The sequence below is a fragment of the Thiorhodococcus drewsii AZ1 genome (assembly GCF_000224065.1).
In the GTDB taxonomy this organism is placed as follows: Bacteria; Pseudomonadota; Gammaproteobacteria; order Chromatiales; family Chromatiaceae; genus Imhoffiella; species Imhoffiella drewsii.
In genome coordinates, this window is the sequence record NZ_AFWT01000005.1 from 162364 (window position 1) to 186642 (window position 24279).

The 24279-nt window shown below is 63.2% G+C and carries 22 protein-coding genes; 14 read left to right on the forward strand and 8 right to left on the reverse strand.

Features of this window, described 5'->3' with window-relative positions; all coding sequences use genetic code 11:
• Positions 1 to 46 precede the first annotated feature (46 nt).
• Positions 47 to 748, reverse strand: coding sequence for a hypothetical protein (locus tag THIDRDRAFT_RS05035; protein ID WP_007039727.1), 702 nt, complete (start codon positions 746 to 748; stop codon positions 47 to 49).
• Positions 749 to 959: 211 nt separating this feature from the next.
• Between THIDRDRAFT_RS05035 and THIDRDRAFT_RS05040 the strand changes: the two genes are divergently transcribed.
• The 8 genes from THIDRDRAFT_RS05040 (at position 960) to THIDRDRAFT_RS05075 (ending at position 6968) form a co-directional block, all read left to right on the forward strand.
• On the forward strand, positions 960 to 1715 hold the full coding sequence (locus THIDRDRAFT_RS05040) for a metal ABC transporter ATP-binding protein (RefSeq protein WP_007039728.1): 756 nt from the start codon (positions 960 to 962) through the stop codon (positions 1713 to 1715).
• A gap of 2 nt (positions 1716 to 1717) precedes the next feature.
• Complete coding sequence (locus THIDRDRAFT_RS05045; RefSeq protein ID WP_007039729.1) at positions 1718 to 2566, forward strand: metal ABC transporter permease; 849 nt, start codon at positions 1718 to 1720, stop codon at positions 2564 to 2566.
• Positions 2566 to 3024, forward strand: a complete 459-nt coding sequence (locus THIDRDRAFT_RS05050) for a Fur family transcriptional regulator (protein WP_007039730.1) — start codon at positions 2566 to 2568, stop codon at positions 3022 to 3024. Before THIDRDRAFT_RS05045 ends, THIDRDRAFT_RS05050 begins: the two co-directional genes overlap by 1 nt.
• A gap of 62 nt (positions 3025 to 3086) precedes the next feature.
• Positions 3087 to 3560 (forward strand): ZrgA family zinc uptake protein, encoded by a 474-nt coding sequence (locus THIDRDRAFT_RS05055; protein ID WP_040843931.1) that lies wholly within the window; start codon positions 3087 to 3089, stop codon positions 3558 to 3560.
• A gap of 120 nt (positions 3561 to 3680) precedes the next feature.
• Complete coding sequence (locus THIDRDRAFT_RS05060) at positions 3681 to 4763, forward strand: calcium/sodium antiporter (protein ID WP_139058629.1); 1083 nt, start codon at positions 3681 to 3683, stop codon at positions 4761 to 4763.
• Between the two features lie 147 nt (positions 4764 to 4910).
• Positions 4911 to 5405, forward strand: coding sequence for a 6-pyruvoyl trahydropterin synthase family protein (locus THIDRDRAFT_RS05065; RefSeq protein WP_007039733.1), 495 nt, complete (start codon positions 4911 to 4913; stop codon positions 5403 to 5405).
• A 94-nt stretch (positions 5406 to 5499) separates the two neighbouring features.
• Positions 5500 to 6201 carry an SDR family NAD(P)-dependent oxidoreductase gene (locus tag THIDRDRAFT_RS05070; RefSeq protein WP_007039734.1) on the forward strand — a complete coding sequence of 234 codons (702 nt, stop codon included), beginning with the start codon at positions 5500 to 5502 and terminating at the stop codon, positions 6199 to 6201.
• Positions 6201 to 6968, forward strand: coding sequence for an SDR family NAD(P)-dependent oxidoreductase (locus THIDRDRAFT_RS05075; protein ID WP_007039735.1), 768 nt, complete (start codon positions 6201 to 6203; stop codon positions 6966 to 6968). Before THIDRDRAFT_RS05070 ends, THIDRDRAFT_RS05075 begins: the two co-directional genes overlap by 1 nt.
• Before the next feature lie 218 nt (positions 6969 to 7186).
• Here THIDRDRAFT_RS05075 and THIDRDRAFT_RS05080 read toward each other — a convergent pair whose 3' ends face one another.
• Positions 7187 to 7606, reverse strand: a complete 420-nt coding sequence (locus THIDRDRAFT_RS05080; RefSeq protein WP_007039736.1) for an SCP2 sterol-binding domain-containing protein — start codon at positions 7604 to 7606, stop codon at positions 7187 to 7189.
• Between the two features lie 223 nt (positions 7607 to 7829).
• Entirely contained in the window at positions 7830 to 9350 is a 1521-nt protein-coding gene (gene ppx, locus THIDRDRAFT_RS05085; protein ID WP_007039737.1) for an exopolyphosphatase, read from the reverse strand.
• 220 nt (positions 9351 to 9570) lie between these two features.
• Between ppx and THIDRDRAFT_RS05095 the strand changes: the two genes are divergently transcribed.
• Positions 9571 to 10059: a type 2 periplasmic-binding domain-containing protein gene (locus THIDRDRAFT_RS05095; protein WP_007039738.1), complete on the forward strand. Its 489-nt coding sequence runs from the start codon at positions 9571 to 9573 to the stop codon at positions 10057 to 10059.
• Positions 10060 to 10331: 272 nt separating this feature from the next.
• Positions 10332 to 10511, forward strand: coding sequence for a PA3496 family putative envelope integrity protein (locus tag THIDRDRAFT_RS05100; RefSeq protein WP_007039739.1), 180 nt, complete (start codon positions 10332 to 10334; stop codon positions 10509 to 10511).
• Positions 10512 to 10640: 129 nt separating this feature from the next.
• Here the strand turns inward: THIDRDRAFT_RS05100 and THIDRDRAFT_RS05105 are convergent, their stop codons facing one another.
• The 4 genes from THIDRDRAFT_RS05105 to THIDRDRAFT_RS05120 all read right to left on the reverse strand — a co-directional run bounded on the left by THIDRDRAFT_RS05105 (position 10641) and on the right by THIDRDRAFT_RS05120 (position 18945).
• The gene (locus THIDRDRAFT_RS05105) at positions 10641 to 14108 is read right to left on the reverse strand and encodes a mechanosensitive ion channel domain-containing protein (protein ID WP_173364676.1); all 3468 of its coding nucleotides are present in this window, start codon (positions 14106 to 14108) and stop codon (positions 10641 to 10643) included.
• Positions 14109 to 14367: 259 nt separating this feature from the next.
• Positions 14368 to 15711, reverse strand: a complete 1344-nt coding sequence (gene argA, locus THIDRDRAFT_RS05110) for an amino-acid N-acetyltransferase (RefSeq protein WP_007039741.1) — start codon at positions 15709 to 15711, stop codon at positions 14368 to 14370.
• A 63-nt stretch (positions 15712 to 15774) separates the two neighbouring features.
• On the reverse strand, positions 15775 to 17127 hold the full coding sequence (locus THIDRDRAFT_RS05115; protein WP_007039742.1) for a sigma-54-dependent transcriptional regulator: 1353 nt from the start codon (positions 17125 to 17127) through the stop codon (positions 15775 to 15777).
• A 144-nt stretch (positions 17128 to 17271) separates the two neighbouring features.
• Positions 17272 to 18945, reverse strand: a complete 1674-nt coding sequence (locus tag THIDRDRAFT_RS05120; RefSeq protein WP_007039743.1) for a sensor histidine kinase — start codon at positions 18943 to 18945, stop codon at positions 17272 to 17274.
• Between the two features lie 144 nt (positions 18946 to 19089).
• Here THIDRDRAFT_RS05120 and sucC point away from each other — a divergent pair, with 144 nt between their 5' ends.
• The 4 genes from sucC to THIDRDRAFT_RS05140 all read left to right on the forward strand — a co-directional run bounded on the left by sucC (position 19090) and on the right by THIDRDRAFT_RS05140 (position 23248).
• Positions 19090 to 20289 (forward strand): ADP-forming succinate--CoA ligase subunit beta, encoded by a 1200-nt coding sequence (gene sucC / locus THIDRDRAFT_RS05125; protein ID WP_281054756.1) that lies wholly within the window; start codon positions 19090 to 19092, stop codon positions 20287 to 20289.
• A complete protein-coding gene (gene sucD, locus THIDRDRAFT_RS05130; protein WP_007039745.1) occupies positions 20286 to 21179 on the forward strand; it encodes a succinate--CoA ligase subunit alpha in 894 nt (297 codons plus the stop codon). Before sucC ends, sucD begins: the two co-directional genes overlap by 4 nt.
• A gap of 26 nt (positions 21180 to 21205) precedes the next feature.
• The gene (locus THIDRDRAFT_RS05135) at positions 21206 to 22822 is read left to right on the forward strand and encodes an NAD+ synthase (protein ID WP_007039746.1); all 1617 of its coding nucleotides are present in this window, start codon (positions 21206 to 21208) and stop codon (positions 22820 to 22822) included.
• Positions 22823 to 22909: 87 nt separating this feature from the next.
• Complete coding sequence (locus THIDRDRAFT_RS05140; protein ID WP_007039747.1) at positions 22910 to 23248, forward strand: P-II family nitrogen regulator; 339 nt, start codon at positions 22910 to 22912, stop codon at positions 23246 to 23248.
• Between the two features lie 117 nt (positions 23249 to 23365).
• Here THIDRDRAFT_RS05140 and THIDRDRAFT_RS05145 read toward each other — a convergent pair whose 3' ends face one another.
• Positions 23366 to 24193 (reverse strand): outer membrane protein assembly factor BamD, encoded by an 828-nt coding sequence (locus THIDRDRAFT_RS05145; RefSeq protein ID WP_007039748.1) that lies wholly within the window; start codon positions 24191 to 24193, stop codon positions 23366 to 23368.
• Positions 24194 to 24279 lie beyond the last annotated feature (86 nt).

Here is a 24279-nt window from a genome sequence, read left to right on the forward strand (position 1 = left end):
GTGTTCCAGGATGCCCTCTCCCCGGTGGAGAGGGCGGGGGGAGGGGTCAAATCAGCGGTCCGATCGCCGTGCCCAGCAGGAGCACCAGTGATGCAGCGACCGTGATGAGAATGTTGTCGTCGATGGGGCCGAATTCGTAACGCTCGATCACTGTCGCGACCACCGCCGAAATCAGTCCCCAGAACGGGATCGCCGGATCCGCCATGCCGCCGATGATCCAGCCCAGGGGCGCGCACAGCAGCAGCATGAAGAGATTGCCGATCGGGCTTTTGGAGCGCTTGCGGATGAGGGCGTTGCGCACGATCCCGGTCACGCCGTCGCCGAAGGCCATGTAGAGCGAGGGCAGGATGGCGAGCCAGGGATTGTCCAGCAGCCACCAGAGCACCGAGATCGAGGTCGCCCACATGAGCGTGAATTTGACGTCGTTGCGATTCTCCTCGGTCTGGAACCAGTAGAGCCGCAGCCCGGTCGCATGGGCCAGATTGGTGAAGAGCGTCAGCAGCAGTCCGGCGATCAGCGGATACCAGGGGTCGGTGAAGACGAGGGGTACCATGATGGAGCCCACGCCGCCGGCCAGCATGTGCACGATCTTGCGGTCGTAGTAGCAGGCGCGGATCGGCTCCATTCCGCGCGCTACCATGGCCTCGTAAGGGAAGCGGGTCAGGAAGAGTACGGCCAGGACATAGGCGCCCAGGCCAACGGCCCAGAGAAATTGCGATGACCAGAGAAAGTCGAATGAATGGGGCATAAGACGGCGAATCAGCTTCGAAACGAAAGGTGCAATGCTAACCTTTGCGCCATGCTCGGCACAGTGGCCAACGCATCTCGACGACCGCCGAAGCCGCTCTGGCTGCTGTTATACTGTAGCGTTATCGCGAAGTCGGCGCGTCGATCCGGCTATCGTTCCGATTCGGCGGTTGCGCCGTGTCGATGATTCATCCGCATGAGAGGGTTTTTTCTTGCCGAAGGCGCCATCGCAGACCACCGGTTCGGGTCCGATCGTTCAGATAGCGGATGTGAGTTTCTCCTATGGCGATGCACTCGTCCTAGAGCATGTGGATCTGTGCGTCGAGCGCGGCGAATTCGTCGGGCTGGTCGGACCCAATGCGGGTGGTAAGAGCACTCTGTTGAAACTCATTCTCGGTTTGCTGGAGCCCCAGGCCGGGCGCATCCGGGTCTTGGGCGAGGTGCCGAGCCAGGTGTCGGATCGGATCGGCTATGTTCCGCAGTTTCCGAGCTTCCCGCGCGACTTCCCCATCTCGGTCGAGCAGGTGGTGACCATGGGTCGGCTCGGTATCGGTTCCTCGCTGGGCTGGTATCGGGCCGCCGACCGTGCGGCGGCGCGCCGCGCGCTCGATGAGGTGGAGGCGTCCGATCTGTCCAAGCGCCGTATCGGCACTCTGTCCGGTGGTCAACTGCAGCGCGTGCTTCTGGCCCGCGCCCTGGCCGGCGAGCCCGAGATCCTCATTCTGGACGAGCCGACGGCCAATATCGATCAGCGCGGCGAGACGGACGTCTTCGATCTGCTGGCGACCCTGAACGCGCGTCTCACCATCCTCGTGGTCTCGCATGACATTGCCTTCATCTCGGATTATGTCAGTCGGGTCGCCTGTCTGAACCGTACCCTGACCTGTCACGGTACCAGCGCGGTCGATGGCGATGCCATTCACCAGCTCTATGGCGATCGCGTTCGACTGGTCGATCACAGCCACTGACTATGAGCGCATTCCTCTCCGCACTCGGCGACTACGCCTTTCTTCAAACCGCCCTGATCGCCGGTCTGCTGGCTAGCGTCGGTTGCGGCGTGATCGGCACCTTCGTGGTGGTCAAACGCATCGCCTTCATGGCCGGCGGCATTGCGCATTCGGTGCTCGGCGGCATGGGGGCCGCGCTCTATTTCGGCTTCGATCCCTTTCTGGGCGCATTGATCGCGGCCATCCTCTCGGCCTTGCTGATCGGGACGGTGCGGCTGTCCTGGAAGACCCAGGAGGACACCCTGATCGGCGCTCTCTGGGCGATCGGCATGGCGATCGGCATCCTCTTTATCGCCAAGACGCCTGGCTATGCGTCCGATCTTATGAGCTTCCTGTTCGGCAACATCCTGCTCGTGCCGGCGGGTGAGCTGTGGCTGATGGCGGGATTGGATCTGGTCTTGGTGTCGACCGTCGCGCTCTTCTATCGCCAGTTTCTGGCCATCACCTTCGATGAGGAGTTCGCGCGGCTGCGGGGCGTCCCGGTCGCCTTTTTCTATCTGCTCCTGCTGTGTCTGGTGGCCGTCACCGTGGTCCTGCTGATCCAGGTCGTGGGGCTGATCCTGGTGATCGCCCTGCTGACGCTGCCAGCGGCGATCGCCGGCCATTATCTCCATTCGCTGGGCGGTATGATGCTGCTCGCGACCCTGTTGGGAGGGGGCTTCACCTCGCTGGGTCTAGCGCTGTCCTATGGGCCGGATCTGCCGACCGGCCCGACCATCATCCTAATTGCCGGTGCCGTCTATGTGCTTTCGGCACTGTCGAGCCACTTTCTGCGGCGACGTCTTGCCGCGCGTCGGGCGAGGGCGGCCTGATGGGGACGCCTGCTGCGTTCGGCCCGTTGGAGCGTGCCGACGCGCTCTGCGTGCGGCGCGGCGTGCGACTCACGCCTCAGCGTCGGCGCGTATTGGCGATTCTCTGTTCCGCCTCCCGGCCCTTGGGTGCCTACGAGATCCTGGAGGCGATGCGCGATGGTTCGCGGCCCCTGGCTCCGCCGACCGTGTATCGGGCGCTCGATTTTCTGCTGGAGCAGGGGCTAGTGCATAAACTGGAGAGTCTGCACGCCTTCATCGGCTGTCGTCACCCGGATCATCCGCACTCGGGTCAGTTTCTCATCTGCCGCACCTGCGGTCTGGTGACCGAACTGGAGGACGAGGCGATCTGCGAGAGCCTGCGTTCGGCGGCCGATGAAACGGGCTTCCGACCGGAGCGTCGTGTCGTCGAGGTTTTAGGCGTCTGTGCCTGCTGCGTGGGGAAGGGCGTGGAGGGATGAGGGTCAACCGGCGGAAGCTCGGCGTCTCCGCTTTCCGGCTTGTTCTCTGTTGCGTCGGAGCGATGGGCATCGCCGATGCGGCGCCCCAGGTACGGGCCATGCCGCAGGGAATGGCGATGCTGACCATCGAGATCGACGGGGCTACGATCCTCGCCCATTTCCGCGCCCCGCGCGCGACCCTGGTTGGATTTGACGGTGCCGCGCGCAATGCCCAGGAGCGCGAGACCCTGGGGTTGGCGCGCGAGAATCTGCGCAACGGCACCGGAATGATGCGTTTCGACACCCAGGCGGCCTGCAGTCTGGCCGAGGTGGTCCTGAAGGGCGATGCCGCCCGAGGGGCCGGGGTCGCGGACGAGATCGGCGTGGACTATCGGTTCGCCTGTCTGAGTCCGGAGCATCTGGACTCGGTGGCCCTGGGATTTTTCATCGGCTTCCCCGCGCTGGAGCGGGTGCTGGTGCGCTATCGGACCGGTGAGGGTCGTGGTGGCGCGGAGCTGACCCAGGGCAATCCGGTGGTTGGCTTCGTACCCTTCTGATTTGCGGCTCGTCGATCGATGCTTCTCGATCCGGATCCTCCAAGGGATCGTTCGAGTTCTGTTTAGGGTCCGGGCGGTTTCGTGTCAACGCGCCTCATTGTTGTGGAGCCATGGATGCCGATGCTCGAATCGCTTGTGTCGCTGTCACTGATACTCGTCGGTTTCGTCGGCCTGGTTGCGGGAGGCGAGCTTCTGGTCCGCGCCGCTGTGGCCTTGGCGGCGGCGATGCGGATCAGTCCCTTGGTTATCGGTCTCACGGTGGTGGCCTTTGGCACCAGCGCGCCCGAATTGGCCGTGACCATCCAGTCGGTGTGGTCTGGCGCATCGAATCTCGCCGTCGGCAATGTCGTGGGCAGCAATATCGCCAATATCCTGCTGGTCATCGGTGTCGCGGCCATTGTGGCCCCCTTGGTGGTGCATGAACGGGTTCGGCGGATCGATCTGCCTCTGGTGATCGCCGTTTCTGTCGGGGTCTGGCTGTTGTCGCTGGATCGTCGGCTCGGCCATCTGGACGGGGTGCTGTTGTGTGCGGCGCTGCTCGGTTATCTCTGGTGGTCGATGTGCGAGGGACGGCGTGAGGGCTCCTGTTCCGGTGCGTCCGCCTCGTCTTTGGTCGAGCCTCTCGGTCCCTGGGCGATGGCGCGCGAGACGGTGCGTTTGCTGGTCGGCCTGGTCCTGCTGTCGATGGGGGCGCGTCTTCTGGTGATGGGTGCGGTCGACATCGCCCGGGTGCTGGGTGTCGGCGAACTGGTCATCGGTCTGACCCTGGTGGCTGTGGGAACCTCGCTGCCCGAGGTGGCGACCTCTGTCATTGCCGGGTTGCGCGGTCATCGCGATATCGCAGTCGGCAACCTGATCGGTAGCAATCTGTTCAACCTGCTTGCGGTGCTGGGGATCGGTGCCGCCACTTCGCCCCATGGCATTGCTGTACCGCACGCGGTGCTGAAGCTGGATCTGCCGATCATGATCCTCACCGCCGTCGCTTGCGTGCCCCTTTTCCTGGTCGGGCGGGTTGGACGCAAGGCCGGCGCGGTCTTCCTGGCCTATTTCGCCGGTTATCTTGTCTATGTGGTTTTGCGGGCCACGGACTCCCCGTTTCGGCAGACGTTCGAGATCGGCATGCTGGCGATCGTTGCCCCATTGACCTTGGCGGCGATCGCGGTCAGCCTCTACCCCATTTTTCGTCGGCGCTCGCCCGATTGATGCCTACATCTGTCAAGGTGCCGGGAGACTCTTGGGGTGCGATCCGGCCCCTTTGGGTGTGATCCGGGCGCTCGGCCCCACATCGTCCACATGGACGAGACGGCAGACGCGTAGGACGCGCTGCGTTACAGAATCCGGAGACCGAACGTGGTTGACCATACCCTGACCCGCATCGAGATCAGCAAGGAATACCTCAATTTCAGCGCTGGACACTTCACCATCTTCTCGGCCACCGAGCGCGAGAATCTGCATGGACACAATTTCCAGGTCCGCTGCAACGTATCGGCCTCCGTTGGGGATGACGGCATGGCATTCGACTACGTGGTGCTCAAGCGCATCCTGCGCGAGCTCTGCGATGGGTTGGACGAGCGGTTGCTGCTGCCGGAGCTGTCGCCGCATCTGCACATCGAGCGTCAGGATGGTCAGGTGACGGCGCTCTTCGCCGACGAGCGTCTCGTCTTCCTGGAGCGCGATGTTCTGCTGCTGCCGGTGCGCAACGTCACCATCGAGGAACTCGCCCCCCTGTTGCTCGCGCGACTGCGCGATCGTCCCGAGGTGGCGGATCGTGCGATTCGCTGTATCGAACTCGGCGTTTCATCCGGGGCCGGTCAGTGGGCCCATGCCTGCTGGGAGTCCTCGTGAGGCGTCTGGATGCCCCTGGCGGTCGCGTTTCGCTTCCGCTTTTTGGTTGGACGCGGCGCTCTGCCGCCTTTTCTTCACATCGATCGGATCGTCTATGAATGCTCTTGTCATCACTGGTGCCACCTCGGGGATCGGACGCGCCATCGCCACGCGCTTCCTGGTCGACGGCTGGAGCGTGGTCAATCTGTCACGGCGTCCGAGCCCAGATCCAGGGGTCGAGAGTCTCCTCTGCGATCTCTCCGAGCCGGGGGCGGTCGAGTCGCTGCGGGAGGATCTGTTGGGGCGTATCGCGGGCGCCGGGCGTCTCTGCGTCGTTCACAACGCCTCGGCCATGCGCTCGGATCGTATCGACGCCCTGCCGAGCGAGGTTTTGCGCGCGGTGCTCGAACTCAATATCGTCGGAGCCAATGCGCTGAATCAGATCCTGCTGCCCGAGATGCCGCCCGGATCGAGCCTGATCTACATCGGTTCGACCCTGGCCGAAAAGGCGGTGCCGGGTGTCGCCAGCTATGTGATCGCTAAGCATGCGCTGGTCGGCATGATGCGGGCGACCTGTCAGGACCTGGCCGGTCGCGGGCTCCATACCTGCATGATCTGCCCCGGTTTTACGGACACGGAGCAACTGCGCGGCTTGATCGGCGACAACCCCGAGACCCTGGCCGGTATCGAGTCGATGTCGGCCTTCGGTCGTCTAATCGAGCCGGAGGAGATCGCCGAGACGGTCGCTTTCGCCGCCCAGGCTCCGGTGCTCAATGGCGCGGTCATCCATGCCAACCTGGGGCAGAGGGAGCGCTGATGGGGGCCGTGACCCATGGCGAGCGCATCGTCTGCATCACCGGCGGCACATCGGGTATCGGTGCCGGATTGGTGGCGGCCTTTCTGGAGGCAGGGGATTGCGTCTACAGCTGCGGACGCAATCCGGTCAAGGTCGAGCGATTGCTGGCGGCCTGGCCCGAGGCCGTTGCCGAGGGGCGTCTGCATCTGGTCCGAGGGGATCTTACGGATGAGGCGTTTCGCGTCCGATGGGTCGCGTCCATCGCCGAGCGTTCGCGTCGGCTGGATGTGCTGATCAACAACGCAGGCGTCATCCTCGATTCGGGCACACTGGAAGAGAGTCTCGATCATTGGCGTGCGACCCTTGAGGTCAATCTGATCGCGCCCTTTGCCATGACCCAGGCCTGCGCCCCCTTGCTGGAATCCAGCTCGGCCCCGGTGGTCGTCAACCTCTCCTCGGCCTGCGCTCAGCATCCCTTTGCGAGCTGTACCTCGACCAGCTATTCGGTGAGCAAGGCCGGGCTCGACATGCTCACTCGGCGGCTGGCGATGGCCTTGGGGCCGCGCGGTATCCGGGTCAATGGGGTCGCGCCAGGCGTGGTCGACTCTGAGATGTGGGAGGCCGTGCCCGACCTGATGCGGGAGACCGCCGAGCGACGTCATCTGCTGGGGAGGCAGGCGGTAATGCCGAGGGATGTCGCCGATGCTGTGCTGTTCCTGGCCTCGCCGCAGGCGCGTCTGGTGACCGGTGCCACGTTGAGCGTGGATGCGGGATACGCCTTGGGTTGAAAGCGACCAGCGACCAGCGGCCAGCAATTATTTTTGCTCAATTTAACCGGGAACCCCGGTTAAATTCACACATTCCAAAGGCTGGTAGCTGGTAGCTGGTAGCTGGTAGCTGGTAGCTGGTAGCTGGTAGCTGGTAGCTGGTAGCTGGTAGCTGGTAGCTGGTAGCTGAAACAACAAAGCCCGCCATTGGCGGGCCTTGAGTCAAACCGCGAGGATCGTTACTTGATCTCGTCGGTGTCGAGCTGCTGCATGAGGCCGAAGCTCTTGACGAAGGGGTTGGCCATGCGTGGATCCTTGATGATGGCCTTGTAGTCGCCGACCTTGAACTTGAGCTTGCCGGTCATGAATGCGGCGCCCATGCTGGTCATGCCGATGCCGTTCTCGACCCACTTGAGCCAATCCTTCAGGTCGGCGCGCATGTCCCAGTTCGCCGCCGGATCGCTTTCCGACCAGTCGCCGGCGCGGACGCATTCGCCTTGCTCGACGACGAAGACGCCGCGCGGGTTTTCTTCATCCTTGAAGCCGCAGCAGATCACCGAGTTGAAATCGATCTCGGCGAGCTTGTCCTTGACTTCGGGTTCTGCGTTCCAGGCGTCTTTGAGCTGTTTCATCCAGGCGTCGGAAAAGAGTGCAGCCATGTTGGATCCTCCAAATCTGTTTCAGTGAGAGGCCAGCGTCCCATTGGGCGCCAGCCGCATGGAATCTCGCTTGCATCGCGGAGCTCCTCCTCCGCGCGCTCCCGGATTCTATCAGGATCAATGGAAAAGGATATTCGGGGGGCTCGCCTCGATCGCGATGAGCGTCGGACACCGGTGTCCTATGGCTTGCGCGGCGAGGTGAGGGAAAGGTGTGGCGAACGCGTCAGCCGAAATTGAGCTGGATTCCGGCGGCGGCCAGGCGTTCGGCCTCCTGTTCCAATTCGAGTTGGGTCAAGGGATGTTGGGCCAGCCAGTCGCCTGGGAAGCTGAGTTGCAGATGATCGCCGTCCGTCACCAGTGTCGGATTCGGTTTGTTGTCCGCCGAGCGGCCACGGTGCATCAGCACGGCGAGGCGCAGGATGACGCAGAGCCGGCGGGCGGGCTCGCGGTCGCTCTGCTGCAGGTTGGCGAATTCCTGTATCGGGAATTTGCGCCTGTGACCGAGGACCAGTGCTGCGAGCAGGCTCTGTTCATGACGGGTGAAGCCCGGGAGGTCTGCGTTGCGTAACAGATAGGCGCCGTGCTTCTGGTACTGGCTGTGGGCGACCATGACCCCGATCTCATGCAGCCGGGCGGCCCAGGACAGCATCAGCCGGTGGTTTGGCTCGAACAGCTGCCAGGGATTGGTGAGTTGGCGGAGCAGGATCTGGGCGGTCGCCTGGATGCGCTGGCCATGCTCCAGGTCGACGTGGAACTGACGGCAGATCGAGGTGACCGTGCGTTCTCGGACGTCCTCGTGCTGGTGTCGTCCCATCATCTCGTAGATGACTCCTTCGCGCAGTGCGTAATCGGAAACCTGCATGTGCTCGATGCCGAGCGACTCGAAGACCGATCTCAGGACCGCGACTCCGCCGGCGAAGACTGGCTTGCGCTCGTCCGTGAGCCCCTTGAGGTTCAGGGCGGAGACCTTGCCCGTCTCGATCAGCGCATCGCGTAGCCGGGTCAGTGATTCCGCTGAGATCCCGTCTTCGCACCAGCCTTCCGCGTTCACCACGGAGGCGATGGTGCGAATGGTACCGGAGCTACCGACCGCCTTCTGCCAGCGGGCGCGACGGAAGAGTTCACGCACCGGTCTGACCTCGAGTGCCCCGGTCAGCTCCGCCTTTTGCATAGCCTTGGCGGTGATACGTCCGTCCGCGAAATGTCGCTGCGACATGCTGACGCAGCCCATGTGCAGGCTCTCGCGCATCCGGGGTGAGAAGCCGAGTCCGACGATGATCTCGGTGCTGCCGCCGCCGATGTCGACGACCAGCCGCCGTTCCGCTCCGGCCGCCAGCCCGTTGGCGACGCCGAGATAGATGAGTCGGGCCTCCTCGCGTCCGGTGATGATGTCGATCGGGTGTCCGAGCGCCGCCTCGGCGCGTTCGATGAATGCCGTGTCCGGGCGAATCTGGCGCAGTGTGTTGGTTCCCACGGCGCGCACGCTGCCGGGCGGGAATTCGCGCAGTCGCTGACCGAAGCGTTCCAGGCAGGCGAGCGCGCGCTCGGCGACATCGGGTGAGAGGGACTTGTCTTCGGTTAAGCCTTCACCGAGTCGAACCATCTCCTTGAGACGGTCGGTGACCTGCATGTGGCCTTGATCGATTCGGGCGACGATCATGTGAAAGCTATTTGAACCGAGGTCGACGGCCGCCACGATTTCGGGCAGTTTGTCGTCGGCGGCCTGGATGGATTCTTCAGGCATGGATGTGGAATCGGTATTGGAGGCTGGAGCGGACGTGAATGGTACCAGAATCCAGGGCGGCCTCGTTTCCGCTATTGTCCTTTTCCTTGACGAGGCTATATTGGAAAGCCAGTCCCAATTTGGCGAGGATGCATGCCCTTCCTTGTGCCTGTTTGGCGGAATGCCGTGTAGTATCCGTCTTCGTGGTGGCCTAATCCGCTTTGACGACTAGAGACTTCAGATGACCGTCGAACGCAGTGCGAAAAGCCCTGGGGACGAGGACTGGCGCTGTGCCGATTGGTGTCGTGATGTCCGTGCGCGTTTGTCCGGTGGGCTGCTTTTGCTGTTTTGTCTTGGCTCTGTATCGGCCTCGGCGCAGGATCTGATCGTGAATGCCTCCTTGCCAGAGTCCTCATTAACCCGCAACGAAGCCTTGCTGTATTTTACCGGGCGTCTTCAACGCTGGCCCAATGGGGTGCCCGTCAAGGTTTTCGTGCTTCCGGACTCGGACGCGCTGCATCGCGATTTCGTCAAGGCCGTGTTGGGTCTCTATCCCTATCAGCTCAGACGGGTCTGGGATCGGCAAGTGTATTCCGGAACCGGTCAGGCGCCTGTTCTCGTTTCCAGCGAGGCGGAGATGATCGAGCGGGTCGCCTCGACGGCTGGAGGGATCGGCTATACGCATGAGGTCCCCACAGACGCGCGCGTGAGGTCGCTCGAGGTGCGCTGAGGTGCTCGGTCGAGTTTCTTCTGTCCTCAGGCGGCATGACGGTCGGTGCCGGTCCAAGAGATGGGTGTTTGAACCTAGTTACTGCTCGGCGCTCCAGCCTTTTTTGCCCCACTCAATTTCGGGGGTGTGTGAGCCGTTTGGTTGGCACTGCATCACGGAATGAAAAAACCCATTCTAAGAATCTAAAAAAGCGGCTTCCCAAGCGCTTCGATTTCGGGTATATGGCCGGCTATTGACTGGTTTGTCATTGCTGTCATTCCGAGGTAGAGGTGATGTTGGACCCCGAAAGTGGTTATGGCGATGAAATCGCCGAGCGCGTGCCGCCATTGCTGGCCCAGGAACCTCGCAGTCAGGTGGCGAGTTTGGAAGTGCGGCGGCGTATCGAGCACATGCGCGAGCTCAAGCGGCTGCGTGAGCTGCTCGACGATCCCGATTTCGACGAGTTGAGCTGATTCGTCTTCGGCGGCGCCGTGCGCGTCGTCATATCCCTCTCCTGTGTTTTTAAGGCGCCGAATGGCGCCTTTGTCGTTTTGGGGGGGCGTGCGAGGGTTCCCCCCGGGTTTCGCTGCGCTCTACCCGGGCTACGGCTTGAGGGGCGGGGCCATGGTGGCTGCCTCTGGGGTTTCGCGGCGTGCTGCGCGCTGGAGTCGAATCTCGAGCGGATTGCTCGCCGACAGGTGGACGTCGCGTTGGGGGAAGGCGATTCCGATCCCCTCGGCGTTGAAGCGATCGTAGATCGCCTGATGCAGGTCGGTGATGACACCGATGCGGCCGTCGAGCGAGTTCAGGTAACAGCGCATGTACAGGGTTAGGGCATTGTCGCCGAATTCCTCGAAGCTGATCAGCGGGGCTGGGTCGTCCAGCACCTGTTCGTGCTGCTGGGCGATTTCGCTCAGGATCGACAGGGCCTGCTTGGTGTCGCAACCATATGCGACGCCGACCGGGATGGTGATGCGGTTTTGCGGGTCTGTGAGTGACCAGTTGAGAAGTCGTCCCGTGATGAACTCCTTGTTCGGAACCAGCAGCTCCTGCTTGTCCCAGTTGCGGATCGTGGTGGCGCGGATGCGGATGTTGGTCACGACGCCGGTCGTATCGCCGATGGTCACGATGTCGCCGACCCGCACCGGTCGCTCGAAGAGGATGATGAGGCCGCTGATGAAGTTGGCGACGATCTCCTGCAGGCCGAAACCGATGCCCACGCTTAAGGCAGCCACCAGCCACTGGACCTGAGACCAGCTCAGCCCCAGGGTGCTGAATCCGAGCAGAAAGGCGCCCACAGTGATGACGTAGCTCGATAGCGTCGTGATGGCATAGCGTGCACCCGCCGAGACCGCAGAGTTCTGAAGCAGCACGATCTCAAGCAGCGCTGGCAGGTTTTTGGCCGCGATGGTTGCGACGAAGGCGATCATCATCGCCAGCCCCACATTGGCCGCAGTGACCGGGATCAGGCGTTCCGTGCCATCGACGACTCCGGTGTAGTGCCAGAGTTCGATCTGCTCGAACAACGTGAAGGCCGGCAGGACGTCCGACCAGGTGAGCCAGAGTCCGATGCCGGCGCCGAAGAAGATAGAGGCGTTGATGAGGCGGCGGGTCTGTTCGTCGAGCGCTGCCAGGTTTGGCTCGGGTTCCTCGAAGGTTTGAACCTCGGAGGCCAGGGCGCTCTCGGGGCGCTCCGTTTCGGACTGGGCGCGTCGGGCCGCCTGGCGTTCGAGTGCCGCCTGGAGCGCCAGGCGCCGCCGGGTGAGGATCAGCCAGCGCACGATCGACTGGTGCAGCACGATGAGCGCGAGTGCGAGCCAGGTCTGGTAGACCAGCGATCGGAACAGAATGGCGGCCGTATAGACGTAGCCCATCAGCGCTAGTCCCGCGAGTGCCAGTGGCGAGCCGACGATGATCGGGCGCCAGAGGTAGCGTAGACGGTTGATCCAACCCTGAGGATGTTCCGCGAGAAGCGATTTCAGGATGCCTTGCTCGGGGCTGAGCAGCAGCGCGTAGAAGACCGTGAAGGCGATCATGTCGGTGATCAGGGCGATGCGGCCGAGGCTGTTGGTGGCGAGCGGGTCGTCATGGTTGCTGACCGAGACCGCGACCAGGGCAACCGGGATGCTCAGGATGGTGAACCAGTCGAAATGGCGTCGGATGCGTTTCAGGTTCTCGCTGCTCCAGCGGAAGTGCCGGTCGGCGACGCCTCCGGTGATGCAGAGCATGCGGAATGCGAGCAGGCAATAGAGGCCGGGGGCGACCTCGGTGAATGCCATCCCGAACGCGCGGCTGAAAGGGGTTGAGGCCACGGACGAGAGCAGCTGATCACCCAATAGCCAGAACAAAAGCGGTAGCGGCAGTGCGGCGAGCAGGCTCAGACCGATCGCCTGCAGGGTGAAGCGGATGCGGTCGGTGCGAATCCGGCGTAGCGGCTCTGCCAGTGCGCGGATGCTCCGTTTCAGTCGCGAGATCCTCGAAAAGAGCAGTGCGGCGACGGCGACTCCCAGCCAGAAGAGAATGGCGTTTCGGTTGCGTTCGGTGAGTGCGCGGGCGATTTCTGTCCAGCCCTCGGTCGAGAAGAGCCAGGCGGTGGCGCTCGGGAGATTGACGAGGGTGTCCAGCCCGACGGTGGGCGCGCTACGTACCCATAGCAGCCGTTCGGCGAGGAAATCGTCATATTTGGCTGCGACCAGGATCACCTGCTCCGAGGCGTAATTGATCTCGCCGAGCTGGCGGATGTAGTCCTCCTCGATCGCGAGTGCCTGGTCGATCAGGTGTTTGCGTTGGTTCAGTGCCTCGGTCAGTTGGGCACGCACCGGCGGTTGCCGCGCTGCATGATCGCGCGCGGTCAGTTCGTGGATATAGTGGTCGAGATCCCGGAGTTGGCGTTCCTCCTCCCGGTAGCGGATCTGGCGTAGCGTGGCCTCGGCGATCTCATCCGCTCGCGCCTCGATGTTTTCTTCGTATTGACGCAGGTCGGGTAGCTGATTGCGCCGGTCGAGCAGGACCTGGCCCAATGCCTTGCTGAGTCCCACGGCATCAAGTCGTTGCTTGGCTCCCTGGAAATCCTCCTCAATGCGCTTGCGCTCGGTCTCGACGTCCGAGAGCTTGGCGTTGAAACCGTCGAGCGCGTTGGTCAGTTTGGTCAACGAGTCGGAGATGTCGGCGTTTTCCTGCGTGATCTTGCGGACCAGGGGGTGCTTGCCCTCGGCCTCGCGCTGGGCGCGCTCGGATGCGCGCTGGGCGGCCTCTGCCTCCGCCTGGCGCTGCTTGCTCTGCAACGCGTCGAGCTGGCGCTGGGTGTTTTTGAGATCGGACAGTTTCTGTACTGCCAGATCGCGCCGGGCTTTGTAGAGCGCCTCGCGAACGGGCTGGCTCAGCAATTCCTGCTCAAGCATCTTGCCCTCGGACCAGAGCGATTTGCGCTGGGATTCGAGGGTCCAGCGTCTCGCCTGGGCCAGGTCCGGCGATTCACCGTCCACGACTGGTTGCTTGAGCGCATCCTCGACGTCGTCGAGCGCCTGCTTGACCTCGATCAGCCGTTGTCTGGCGGCTGTCGGTCGATCGGCGTTGGAGTCGACCAGTTTGTCGAATGCGCTGGCGCGGGTTTCCTGCAGCGCTATGTCCGCCAAAAGCTTGTTCTGTCTCTGACTGATCGCGTCGGCGGAGAGTCCTTCTGGCAGATGGTTTTTCTCGCTGGATTGATCGGGCTTGAGTCGTTTCAGTTCGGCCAGGGCGTTGTCCGTCGCCTTGGGTGCAGTCTTGAGCGAACGGGCGAACTCGGCCGCCTTGGTATTGAAGCTGGCGGCATCCTCTAGGTTTGACTGGGTGCGCCGGTAGTTTTCGGTCAGGCTGCCCTTGAGCGACTCGTCCATTCCGGACGTTGCGTCGAGTTCGGCGAGCTTGGCGGATAATTGCTCGGAGGAGGGCAGGGGGATGGCCGAAATGGCAGCGTTATTGTTGTCCGATGGGGTCTGTCCCCGGCCGCTCAGCGGGGTGAGTGCGATCGCGATGAGTGCGAGCCAGGCGAGCGAGCGCCAACCTCGCGCGTTTCGTGGTTGTGGCATGGTGATGGATTCGAGCATGGCTGAGCGGGTGGCTCCGGTCGGGTCGAGGCGGTCGGGTCGGTGTGGTTCGACCGCCTCTCGGTCTGTGGGATGATGGTCTTGGGCTCTTTACGCGAAGGAATCGAACCTGTGTAGGACGCGATGAGCGTAACGAATCGCATCGTTCGTGATCGGTGCGGTTCGTTCCTCACCGCACCCTACGGGTAACCTGTTTTCTCCAAATCGCCTTGGCACGGGTGGAGTGGCGGGGAACATCACCTCATAGTTGCTTGATGAAGGCCTTCGAGTTGCGCTGAAAATTGTAGAGCGCCCGTTTTTCCATCGGCAATGCGTCCAGGTTGGCGACCTGGAAGCCACGCTCCAAGAACCAATGCGCGGTTTGGGTCGTTAGCACGAAGAGTCTGTCGATGCCTTGCTCACGTGCCTGGGTTTCCATGTGTTCCAGTAGACGGTCGCCTCGCCGTCCTCCGCGATAGTCCACATTGACCGCCAGACAGGCGAGCTCGGCCATGGCGTCGTTCGGGTAGGGGTAGAGCGCGGCGCAGGCGGTCACGAGGCCGTCGCGCTCGATCAGGGTGAAGCGGTGGATCTCGGTCTCCAGTCGTTCGCGCGAGCGTCGTACCAGCACGCCGCGCTCTTCGAGTGGGCGCAGCAGTTCCAGGATGCCGGTGACATCGTCGATCCGCGCCGGGCGCAGCTCCTCGTAGGGCTCGGCCGAGATGAGCGTGCCGCTTCCGTCGTGGGTCAGGAGTTCGCGCAGCAGGGCGCCGTTGGCGCTGCGTCCGACCAGATGGACGCGCCGAACCCCGTGGCGGCAAGCCTCGGCCCCGGCGCGAAGACCGTTGACGATTTCTTCCGGCAGTCCCTGTGCATTGGCGAGCAGCTGATCGACCTCTCGGGTCAGCAGGTTCGGCGCCAACTGAGGCGATGTCGCTTCGCCTCCATGCTCGGTGAGAAAGATGAGCTTTTCCGCGCCGAGTTCCACCGCCGTTCTGCAGGCGACATCGGCCGCGCTCAGATTGAAGACCTCTCCGGTGGGGGAGTAGCCGAGCGGTGGCATCAGGGCGACGTAGCCCATGTCGAGCAGGGCCTTGAGGGTGCGCTGATCGATGCGGCGGACCGAACCCGTGTGTAAGTAGTCAACGCCGTCGATGATGCCGAGTGGACGTGCCGTGACGAAATTGCCCGAGACCACCGGGATGCGTACCCCGGCCATTGGTGAATTGGCCAGCCCGAGCGAGAGCAGTGCCTCGATCTCCACGCGCACCGTTCCGGCCGCCTCCTTGACGCAGCCGAGCGCCTTCTGGTCCGTGACGCGCAGTCCGTTGACATAGCGCAGCTCGGCCCCGTCGCCCTTCAGGCGCTCCTCGATCTGAGGGCGTGCGCCGTGGACCAGCACCAGTCGGATGCCCAGCCCGTGCAGCAGGGCTATGTCATGGACCAGCTCGGGAAAGGTGGCGTCGGCGACGGCCTCGCCTCCGAAGGCGATGACGAAGGTTCGTCCGCGATGGGCATGGATATAGGGGGTGGCTTGGCGGACCCAATCGACGAACGGGTCGCGACCCTGAGCGCCTGTGCTCGGGGCCGGGGATTTCTCGGACACTCTGCTCTTCCTCTCCTCGGTGGCTGTGGGGTTGCGGCAGGATGGGTGGCGATGATGGAACGGTTACTCGATCCCCAGCTTGGAGAGCCTGTAGCGCAATGATCTCAGGGTCATGCCGAGCTTCTTGGCCGCTGCGGTGCGGTTCCAATGGGTCTCTTCCAGTGCGCTCAGGATGGCGCGTCGCTCGATCTCGCCGAGATAATCCTCCAGCGGAACGCCGTCGTCCACGTCTTCCTCTGGTGTGGGCGAAGGTTCGTTCTTGCCGAGATAGAGATCCGCTACCTCGATCTGGCTCGACTCGCAGAGTGCCGTGGCGCGCTCCAGGATGTTTTCCAGCTCACGTACGTTGCCCGGAAAGGGGTGACGCTTGAGCGCCTCGATGGCGGCGGGCGAGAGCCGCATCGCTGTCGGTTCGGTGGTCGTTTGCGGGCTGGCGAGCTGACTCAGCAGGTGGTTGGCGAGCGGGGGGATGTCCTGGGGGCGCTCTCTGAGTGCCGGCATGCGCAGCTCGATGACATTGATCCGGTAGAACAGATCCTGGCGGAAGCGCCCCTTTTCGACCTCTTGGTTGAGGTCGTGGTGGCTGGCGCTGATGATGCGGGCGTCGACCGGGATCTCGCGCGAGGCGCCGACCGGCCGCACGCATTTCTCCTGGATGGCGCGCAGCAGCTTGACCTGAGCCTGTAGCGGCAGATCGGCGACCTCGTCGAGAAAGAGTGTTCCGCCCTCGGCGGCCTGGAACAACCCCTCTTTGTCGCTGATGGCGCCGGTGAAGCTGCCCTTTTTGTGTCCGAAGAGTTCGCTTTCGACCAGTTCCTGCGGGATGGCGCCGCAGTTGACCGCGACGAATGGGCCCTCGCCGCGCGGTCCCTGCGAATGGATCAGGCGCGCGGCCAGTTCCTTGCCGGTGCCGCTTTCGCCCGTGATGAAGACCGGCGCCTGATTGCGGGCCAGCTTGGCGATGAGTCGGCGGATCTGCTCCATCGCCTCCGAGTCACCGAGCAGACGCGTGTGCATCTCATCGCGTCTGGGGTTCGTCGTGAGTGGGCCGCACAATTTGAGTGCCGAGCCGACCAAGGTTCTCAGCAGCTTGAGGTCGACCGGCTTGGAGACGAAATCGAAGGCGCCGGCCTTCATGGCCGCGACGGCCGACTCCATGCTGCCGTGGGCAGTGATCATGGCGACGGGGAGTTCTGGGCGATGCTCGGCAATATGTCGCAACAGGTCGAAGCCGGAACCGTCGGGCAGATTCATGTCGGTGAGGCAGAGATCGAAACGGTCCTGTTCGAGTGCGCGGATGGCGTCGGCGAGTGTCAGCGCCGTGCTGGCCTGAACGTCCATCCGTCCGAGCGTGATTCTGAGCAGGTCGAGGATGTCGGGCTCGTCGTCGACGACGAGTGCTTGGGCCTTGTTCATGATCGTCCGTTCGCAATGGTGTGTCTGTGTATCGTTCCCTCAAGGGCGCGTCGAATGGGGATGACGCGCCCGGCACCCGGTTCCTGGGGGTTCCACTGCACAGCATAGCGCGGGGTTCGGGGCGATCGTTATCCGGCTGTCGTGTCAGGTCGGGCGAAAGGTCAGTCTGAAGCAGCTACCGTGAGGGTTGACTGGGTGATGCTCAAGGCGGATGCCGTTCGACTCCGCCAGCTCGCGGGCAATGTAGAGGCCGAGTCCCGTGCCCTGAGTTCGGGTAGTGAAGAAGGGGTTGAAGATCTCAGGTGCCGTGACCGCATCGATGCCGGGTCCGGCATCGCGAATCTCGATGCTGGCGTTTCCCTGCCGGTCGGCGGGCAGGAGTCGGATTTGGAGTCGAGTCGGCTGTCCTTCGAGATGTCCGTGAATCAGGGCATTTTCGCCAAGGTTGGCGATGATTTGCTGGACATGGCGCGGATCGGCCTCGATTTCAATCGGATCGGCGGTAGACACGAGCTCGAGCGCCTCCTCGTCGAGGTCGTGGTGCTCGCGGAATTCGGCGACGAAGTCGGCCAGCCAGGCGTTCAATAGGATGGGGCTGGGTTGACTCTCCTTGCGCCGCGAGAGCTGCAGGACGCTGTGCACCGTTTCTTCGATGCGAGCGCCGTTGCGCCGGATGATCTCGGTCAGATGCAGGTTGTCGCTCGACAGGTCGGGATCCTCGGCCAGGAGCTGGCTGGCGTGGGTGATGGCACTCAGCGGGTTGCGGATGTTGTGGGCGATGCTGGCGGTGAGTGTGCCGAGCGAGGCGAGCTTGTCCTGTTGCGCCTCGCGCGCGGCCTCCTCGCTGTCGCGCAGATAGAGGATGACCCCATTGACGCGGGAGTCGCCGAGGAGTTTGACCGAGGCGGCGATCTCGCGGCTTCCAATGCGTAACGCGCCCTCGCGGAGACTGTTCGATCGGATCTGGCTGGCCAGCCAGTCGCAGAGCTCGGGCGCGAGCTTTCTCAAGGTGACGCCGCTTTTGAAGCTCCGCACGCCGAGCAGCTCGCGCGCGGCCTGATTCATGAGCCGCAGGCGGCGATCGCCGTCCGCGACCAGGATGCCGGTATTGATGCTTTGGATGATGAATTCGTTGAGCTTGGAGAGATCGTCGAGGTCGACTTGGCGGCGGGCGGCCAAGTCCTCGGCGGAGCGGACACGTCTGTAGAGCAGGTGTGCGAGCAGGGCGACGGCGAAGAAGAGCAGTCCGAGCAGACCAGCATGAGTGAAAGAGATGTTTTGGCCGGTCTCCGCCAGCAGCGCGTAGAGTTGCTGGGTGATGACCGAGATGGAGGCGAGCGCGGCGAATAGCAGCGAGAGCCGTCCCTCCAGCAAGAGCGATCCGGTTGCGACCGCGACCGCCAGCAGGGTGCCGAGTCCGCTGGAGATGCCGCCGCCGGCGTGCATCAGCAGGGTGAAGACGATGATATCGGTGAAGACGGCGATCTGGACCTGGCTCGCCGGTTGGGGGCGGCGCACCGAGAGCCCCAGGCCGCTCAGAAGCACCAGGATCGCGTAGGCCACCAGGATGTTCCAGGCCCACTGGGGATCTGGTTGGAGGATCGATGCGCCTTGGTTGCGGGGCGAGAAATCGAGGATCAGGCCGATGAGGACGATGAGGCGGAAGAGGAACAGCCAGCGTAGCGCGGCCCAGTTCGGGTAGCGTGCCGGTCGGGGTGTGTCGACGCGTTTCGCGTCTGCCTCCAGAGGTGTCGGTTCCCCCTCCATGTGGCGGATCTTGAATTGATCCTGGTCGACCTTGAGTCCGTCTGTCTGCACCCTGCTTGGTTACCTGCGTCGATGTTCTTTTGGCAAGCCAGCTTGAATTAGACCAGAATTAGCCAACTCAGGCTATTTGGCCGTTTCACGTTGGATCTTCATCCCGGGGCTTCCACGGGATCTGTTGTGGCGCGGATCGGTGCGATCTCAGGTAAGCGAATGAATCTACACGAGTATCAGGCGAAAGACCTATTTCGAGGTTACCGAATCCCGGTTCCCGTTGGACGCTTGGCGCGGACCCCCGAGGAGGCCGTCGCGGCGGTCGATCGGCTGGGTGGTGAGCGTTGGGTGGTCAAGGCACAGGTGCATGCCGGCGGTCGCGGTAAGGCGGGCGGCGTGATCGTTGCCCATGACGCCGAGGAGGTCGCGTCCGCCGCGCGCCGACTGCTCGGAAGCTCTTTGGTCACGCATCAGAGCGGGGCGGGGGGGCTGCCGGTCGATCACCTCTTGGTGGAGGAGCCCACCGCGATCGCCCGCGAGCTCTATCTGGGGCTGCTGGTCGATCGTTCGACCGAACGTCTGCTGTTCATGGCCTCGGCTTCGGGGGGCATGGACATCGAGACCGTCGCGGCCGAGACTCCTGAACGCATTCTCTTCGCGCGGGTGCATCCGGCCGTTGGGCTTCAGCCCTATCAGGTCCGGCGCCTGGGGTTTGGTTTGGGCTTGGAGGGGGCGCAGATCAAGGCCCTCGGCACCCTGATGGACGGGCTCTATCGGCTGTTCAACGACTGTGACGCCAGTCTGGTCGAGATCAATCCGCTGGTGGTGACGACCGACGGCGATCTGGTTGCGCTCGACGCCAAGGTCAACCTGGACGACAACGCGCTCTATCGTCAGGCCGAGTTGGCGCGGCTGCGCGATCCTGCCCAAGAGGATTCGCGCGAGTCCGAGGCACGGGCCCACGAACTCAACTACATCAGTCTCGACGGCAATATCGGCTGCATGGTCAATGGCGCGGGCCTGGCGATGGCTACGATGGATTTGGTCAAGCTGCATGGCGGCGCGCCGGCGAATTTCCTCGACGTCGGCGGTGGGGCCACTGCCGCACGGGTAGCCGAGGCATTCAAATTGATTCTCTCCGACCCCAAGGTCGAGGCGGTGTTGGTCAACATCTTTGGCGGGATCGTGCGCTGCGACCTGATCGCCGAGGGCATCATCCAGGCGGTGCGCGAGGTGCACGTCGAGGTGCCGCTGGTGGTGCGACTGGAGGGCACGAACGCCGCGCGGGGATTGGAGTTGCTGGCCGGGAGCGGGCTTGCGGTCGCGACGGCGAGCAGTCTGAGCGAGGCCGCCGACAAGGCTGTAGCGGCGGCTGCTCGGGGCAGCGTGGAGGGTTCGGTATGAGTGTTCTGGTCGACCGCAACACCCGCCTCATCTGTCAGGGCTTCACCGGCAAGCAGGGCACCTTTCATAGCGAGCAGGCGATCGCCTACGGCACCAATCTGGTCGGCGGCGTGACGCCCGGCAAGGGCGGTCAGCGTCATCTCGATCGCCCCGTCTTCGATACGGTCCACGATGCCGTGCGTGAAACCGGCGCCGACGCTACCATGATCTATGTTCCGGCGCCCTTCGCGGCGGATGCCGTCCTGGAGGCCGCCGATGCGGGGATCCGCGTCATCGTTTGTATCACCGAAGGCATCCCTGTCCTCGATATGCTGCGGGTCAAGGCGGCGCTCGCTCAGTCGGAGTCGGTGCTGATCGGTCCCAACTGTCCGGGGATCATCACGCCAGGGGCCTGCAAGATCGGTATCATGCCCGGAAGCATCCATCTGCCGGGCCGCATTGGCATCGTCTCGCGTTCCGGAACCCTGACCTACGAGGCGGTGTTTCAGACCACCGCCGTCGGCTTGGGACAGAGCACCTGCATCGGGATCGGCGGCGATCCGATTCAGGGACTCGACTTTGTCGATTGTCTCGAACGCTTCGAGGCCGACGACCAGACCGAGGGTGTCATCCTGGTCGGCGAGATCGGCGGATCGGCCGAGGAGGCGGCGGCGGACTTCATCCGCTCCAGCATGTCCAAGCCGGTCGTGGCCTATATCGCTGGTGTCACTGCGCCCTCGGGCAAGCGCATGGGTCATGCTGGCGCCATCGTCACGGGCGGCGCCGGGACGGCAGAGGGCAAGTACGCAGCCCTGGAGACGGCCGGTGTCGTCACCGTGCGCTCTCCGGCCATGATGGGGGCGCGCATGGCTGAGCTGCTCGGCGTTCGGGCGAGCGGCACCGAATCTTGATTTTTATTCTTTGGGAGTGAGTGAGCGTGGCTTGTCGTATCCAGATCGCGCAGATCAATCCATTGGTCGGCGACATTGCCGGCAATGCGGAGCGTCTGATTTCGGCCTCCGTCGCGGCGCGCGATGCGGGCGCGGATCTGGTGGTGTTCCCCGAGCTCGCGCTCACGGGCTATCCACCGGAGGATCTGCTGCTGCGGCCCGAGTTCATGCGGCGTGTCGAATCCGCGCTGGAGCACATCGCGTCCGAGGCGGTGGGCATCACGCTGGTGCTCGGTTATCCGCGTGCGGCGGTCGGCGGGCTCTTCAATGTGGCCGGCGTCTGGCGCGACGGCGAGCTGGTCGCCGAGTATGCCAAGCAGCATTTGCCGAACTACAGCGTCTTCGACGAGAAGCGCTATTTCCAGTCGGGTTCGACGGCCACGGTCTTCGAGCACTGTGGGCTGCGTTTCGGTCTGACCGTCTGCGAGGATATGTGGCAGGAAGGGCCTGTCGCCCAAGCGGTCGAGGCGGGGGCTCAAGTCCTTTTGAACATCAACGCCTCGCCCTTCCATGCCGGCAAACTTCAGGAGCGCGAGTCGCTCGTCGGACGGCGTGCCAGCGGTCATGGCCTGCCGATCCTCTATGCCAATCTGGTCGGGGGGCAGGACGAGCTGGTATTCGATGGGGCCTCGTTCGTCGTCGACCGTGAGGGCCGGGTGGTGCAGCGTGCCCCGGCTTTCGCCGAGGCCGAACTCCGTGTCGAGATCGATCGGGATTCCGACGATGTCGTTCGGATTCAATCCGCCGAGGATGATCGACCCGAGCCGGACCCGGATGCGGTGATCTACGATGCGCTGGTGCTCGGGGTGCGCGACTATGTGCGCAAGAATGGCTTCGGTGGCGCCGTTCTAGGGCTGTCGGGGGGCGTGGATTCGTCCCTGACGCTGGCGATCGCCGTGGATGCCTTGGGGGCGGATCGGGTCGAGGCCGTGCTGATGCCCTCGCGCTATACCGCCGATATGAGCAACGAGGACGCGCTGGAGGAGGCGAGACTGCTTGGTGTCGCGACCCGGACCATCCCGATCGAGCCGGCGTTCCTGGCCTTCCTCGATATGCTGGAGCCGGCCTTTGCCGGTCAGCCGGCCGATGTGACCGAGGAGAACATCCAGGCGCGCTGTCGTGGCATCATCCTCATGGCCATCAGCAACAAGAGCGGGCGGATCCTGCTCACGACCGGCAATAAGAGCGAGATGTCGGTCGGTTACGCGACGCTCTATGGCGATATGGCCGGCGGCTTTGCGCCCATCAAGGATGTGCCCAAGATGCTGGTCTACCGGTTGGCGCGATATCGCAATCGTCTCGGCGAGGCGATCCCGGAGCGTGTCCTGACTCGCGCGCCATCGGCCGAGCTGCGTGCGGATCAGACCGATCAGGACAGTCTGCCCGAATACGAGTCGCTCGATGCCATCCTGCGTCTCTATATCGAGGAGGACGAAGGAATCGATGCGATCGTCGCCCAAGGCTACCCGGACGAACTGGTGCGCCGGGTCGCTCGTTTGGTGGATCGCAACGAGTACAAGCGCCGTCAGGCGCCGCCCGGAGTGCGGATCTCCAAGCGTGCATTCGGTCGCGATCGGCGCTATCCGATCACCAGCGGCTTCTGAGCGTGCAACTCGCGGCGCTGTTCATTGGCCGACCGCGAACATATACTTCCCACCCAAATGTAGCCGTGACCCTGAACGGAGAGATTCATGAAAAAGGTCGAAGCGATCATCAAGCCCTTCAAGCTGGACGATGTGCGTGAGGCGTTGTCCGCCGCTGGTATCACCGGCATGACCGCGATCGAGGTCAAGGGCTTCGGTCGTCAAAAGGGCCATACCGAGCTCTATCGTGGCGCGGAATACGTGGTCGATTTTCTGCCGAAGGTGAAGATCGAGCTGATCCTCGCCGACGATCAGGTGGAAAGCTGTATCAATGCCATCACCACGGCGGCGCGCACCGGCAAGATCGGTGACGGCAAGATCTTCGTGGCCGATGTCCAGCGCGTGGTGCGTATCCGTACCGGCGAAGAGGACGAGTCGGCGATCTGACGTCTTGCGCGATAAGTCCGGACCGCCACTAGGCGGTCTGGCACCCTCCGCACGGTCGGTCGCCTGTCGGCACTGGCCGCCGCGAGAGTTGTTCTCGGGCGACGCCCGCGTTGCCCGTCAGTTCTCGTCGAGATTGAGATAATCCCACAGCTTGCGTGCGATATCGGCCTTGTCCGGTTCGGGCTCGTCTGGGATGAAGCGTCCGGCTTGGCGGTTGAGTTCCAGTACGCGCTTGGCGTCGGCGGCCAGATCTTTCTTGCCGAGCGCCTCGTAAGCGTCGATCAGAACATCCAGGGCATCATCCACGGCGCTGGTGCGTTGGAAGCGCTCGATCACATAGTTGGCCCGGTTCGCGGCCGCTACATAGGCTCCACGCTTCATGTAATAACGCGCAACGTTGACCTCGTTATGGGCGAGGTTGTTGCGTAGATAGACCATGCGTTGGCGTGCGTCCTGGGCGTATTTGCTCTCGGGGAAGCGCTCCACCAGCGCGGAGAAGTCGGTGAAGGCGTCCATTGCCGAGCCCGGATCGCGTTGGGATGGGTCGGTGGGGATGAAGCGGTCGAGGAAGCCGATGCTGCGGTTGTAGTTGACGATGCCCTTTAGATAATAGGCATAGTCGACATAAGGATTCTGTGGGTAGAGCTTGATGAAGCGATCCGCCGCAGAGATCGCGTCTTCGGGTTCGTCGGCACGATAGTAGGTGTAGGCGACATCGAGCTGTGCCTGCATGGCATAACGGCCGAAGGGATAGCGTGCCTCAAGTTTTTCGTAGAGCTTGATGGCCCGCTCGTAGTTTCCGGAGTCCAACTCGGCTGCGGCTTCGGAATAGAGTTTGGATGCACTCCAACCCTCGGTTTCGTCGATTTCCTTGCCGAAGACACCGCATCCGGCCAGCGTGACGACGAGCAACAGCAGGGTCAGTCGTGTTAACGTTCGTGGCATGTTTGAATACCTATTTCAATTCGCTGGCAGTATACCCGAAGGAATCTTGAGGGCGCGCGACCCAGCGGCGGCGACCTTACCACAGC

Bases quoted from the DNA above. Each gene is read 5' to 3' on its own strand.
- THIDRDRAFT_RS05035 (WP_007039727.1), bottom strand. From the start codon at position 748: ATGCCCCATTCATTCGACTTTCTCTGGTCATCGCAATTTCTCTGGGCC.
- THIDRDRAFT_RS05045 (WP_007039729.1), top strand. From the start codon at position 1,718: ATGAGCGCATTCCTCTCCGCACTCGGCGACTACGCCTTTCTTCAAACC.
- THIDRDRAFT_RS05050 (WP_007039730.1), top strand. From the start codon at position 2,566: ATGGGGACGCCTGCTGCGTTCGGCCCGTTGGAGCGTGCCGACGCGCTC.
- THIDRDRAFT_RS05055 (WP_040843931.1), top strand. From the start codon at position 3,087: ATGGGCATCGCCGATGCGGCGCCCCAGGTACGGGCCATGCCGCAGGGA.
- THIDRDRAFT_RS05060 (WP_139058629.1), top strand. From the start codon at position 3,681: ATGCTCGAATCGCTTGTGTCGCTGTCACTGATACTCGTCGGTTTCGTC.
- THIDRDRAFT_RS05070 (WP_007039734.1), top strand. From the start codon at position 5,500: ATGAATGCTCTTGTCATCACTGGTGCCACCTCGGGGATCGGACGCGCC.
- THIDRDRAFT_RS05075 (WP_007039735.1), top strand. From the start codon at position 6,201: ATGGGGGCCGTGACCCATGGCGAGCGCATCGTCTGCATCACCGGCGGC.
- THIDRDRAFT_RS05080 (WP_007039736.1), bottom strand. From the start codon at position 7,606: ATGGCTGCACTCTTTTCCGACGCCTGGATGAAACAGCTCAAAGACGCC.
- ppx (WP_007039737.1), bottom strand. From the start codon at position 9,350: ATGCCTGAAGAATCCATCCAGGCCGCCGACGACAAACTGCCCGAAATC.
- THIDRDRAFT_RS05095 (WP_007039738.1), top strand. From the start codon at position 9,571: ATGACCGTCGAACGCAGTGCGAAAAGCCCTGGGGACGAGGACTGGCGC.
- THIDRDRAFT_RS05100 (WP_007039739.1), top strand. From the start codon at position 10,332: ATGTTGGACCCCGAAAGTGGTTATGGCGATGAAATCGCCGAGCGCGTG.
- THIDRDRAFT_RS05105 (WP_173364676.1), bottom strand. From the start codon at position 14,108: ATGCCACAACCACGAAACGCGCGAGGTTGGCGCTCGCTCGCCTGGCTC.
- THIDRDRAFT_RS05115 (WP_007039742.1), bottom strand. From the start codon at position 17,127: ATGAACAAGGCCCAAGCACTCGTCGTCGACGACGAGCCCGACATCCTC.
- sucD (WP_007039745.1), top strand. From the start codon at position 20,286: ATGAGTGTTCTGGTCGACCGCAACACCCGCCTCATCTGTCAGGGCTTC.
- THIDRDRAFT_RS05140 (WP_007039747.1), top strand. From the start codon at position 22,910: ATGAAAAAGGTCGAAGCGATCATCAAGCCCTTCAAGCTGGACGATGTG.
- THIDRDRAFT_RS05145 (WP_007039748.1), bottom strand. From the start codon at position 24,193: ATGCCACGAACGTTAACACGACTGACCCTGCTGTTGCTCGTCGTCACG.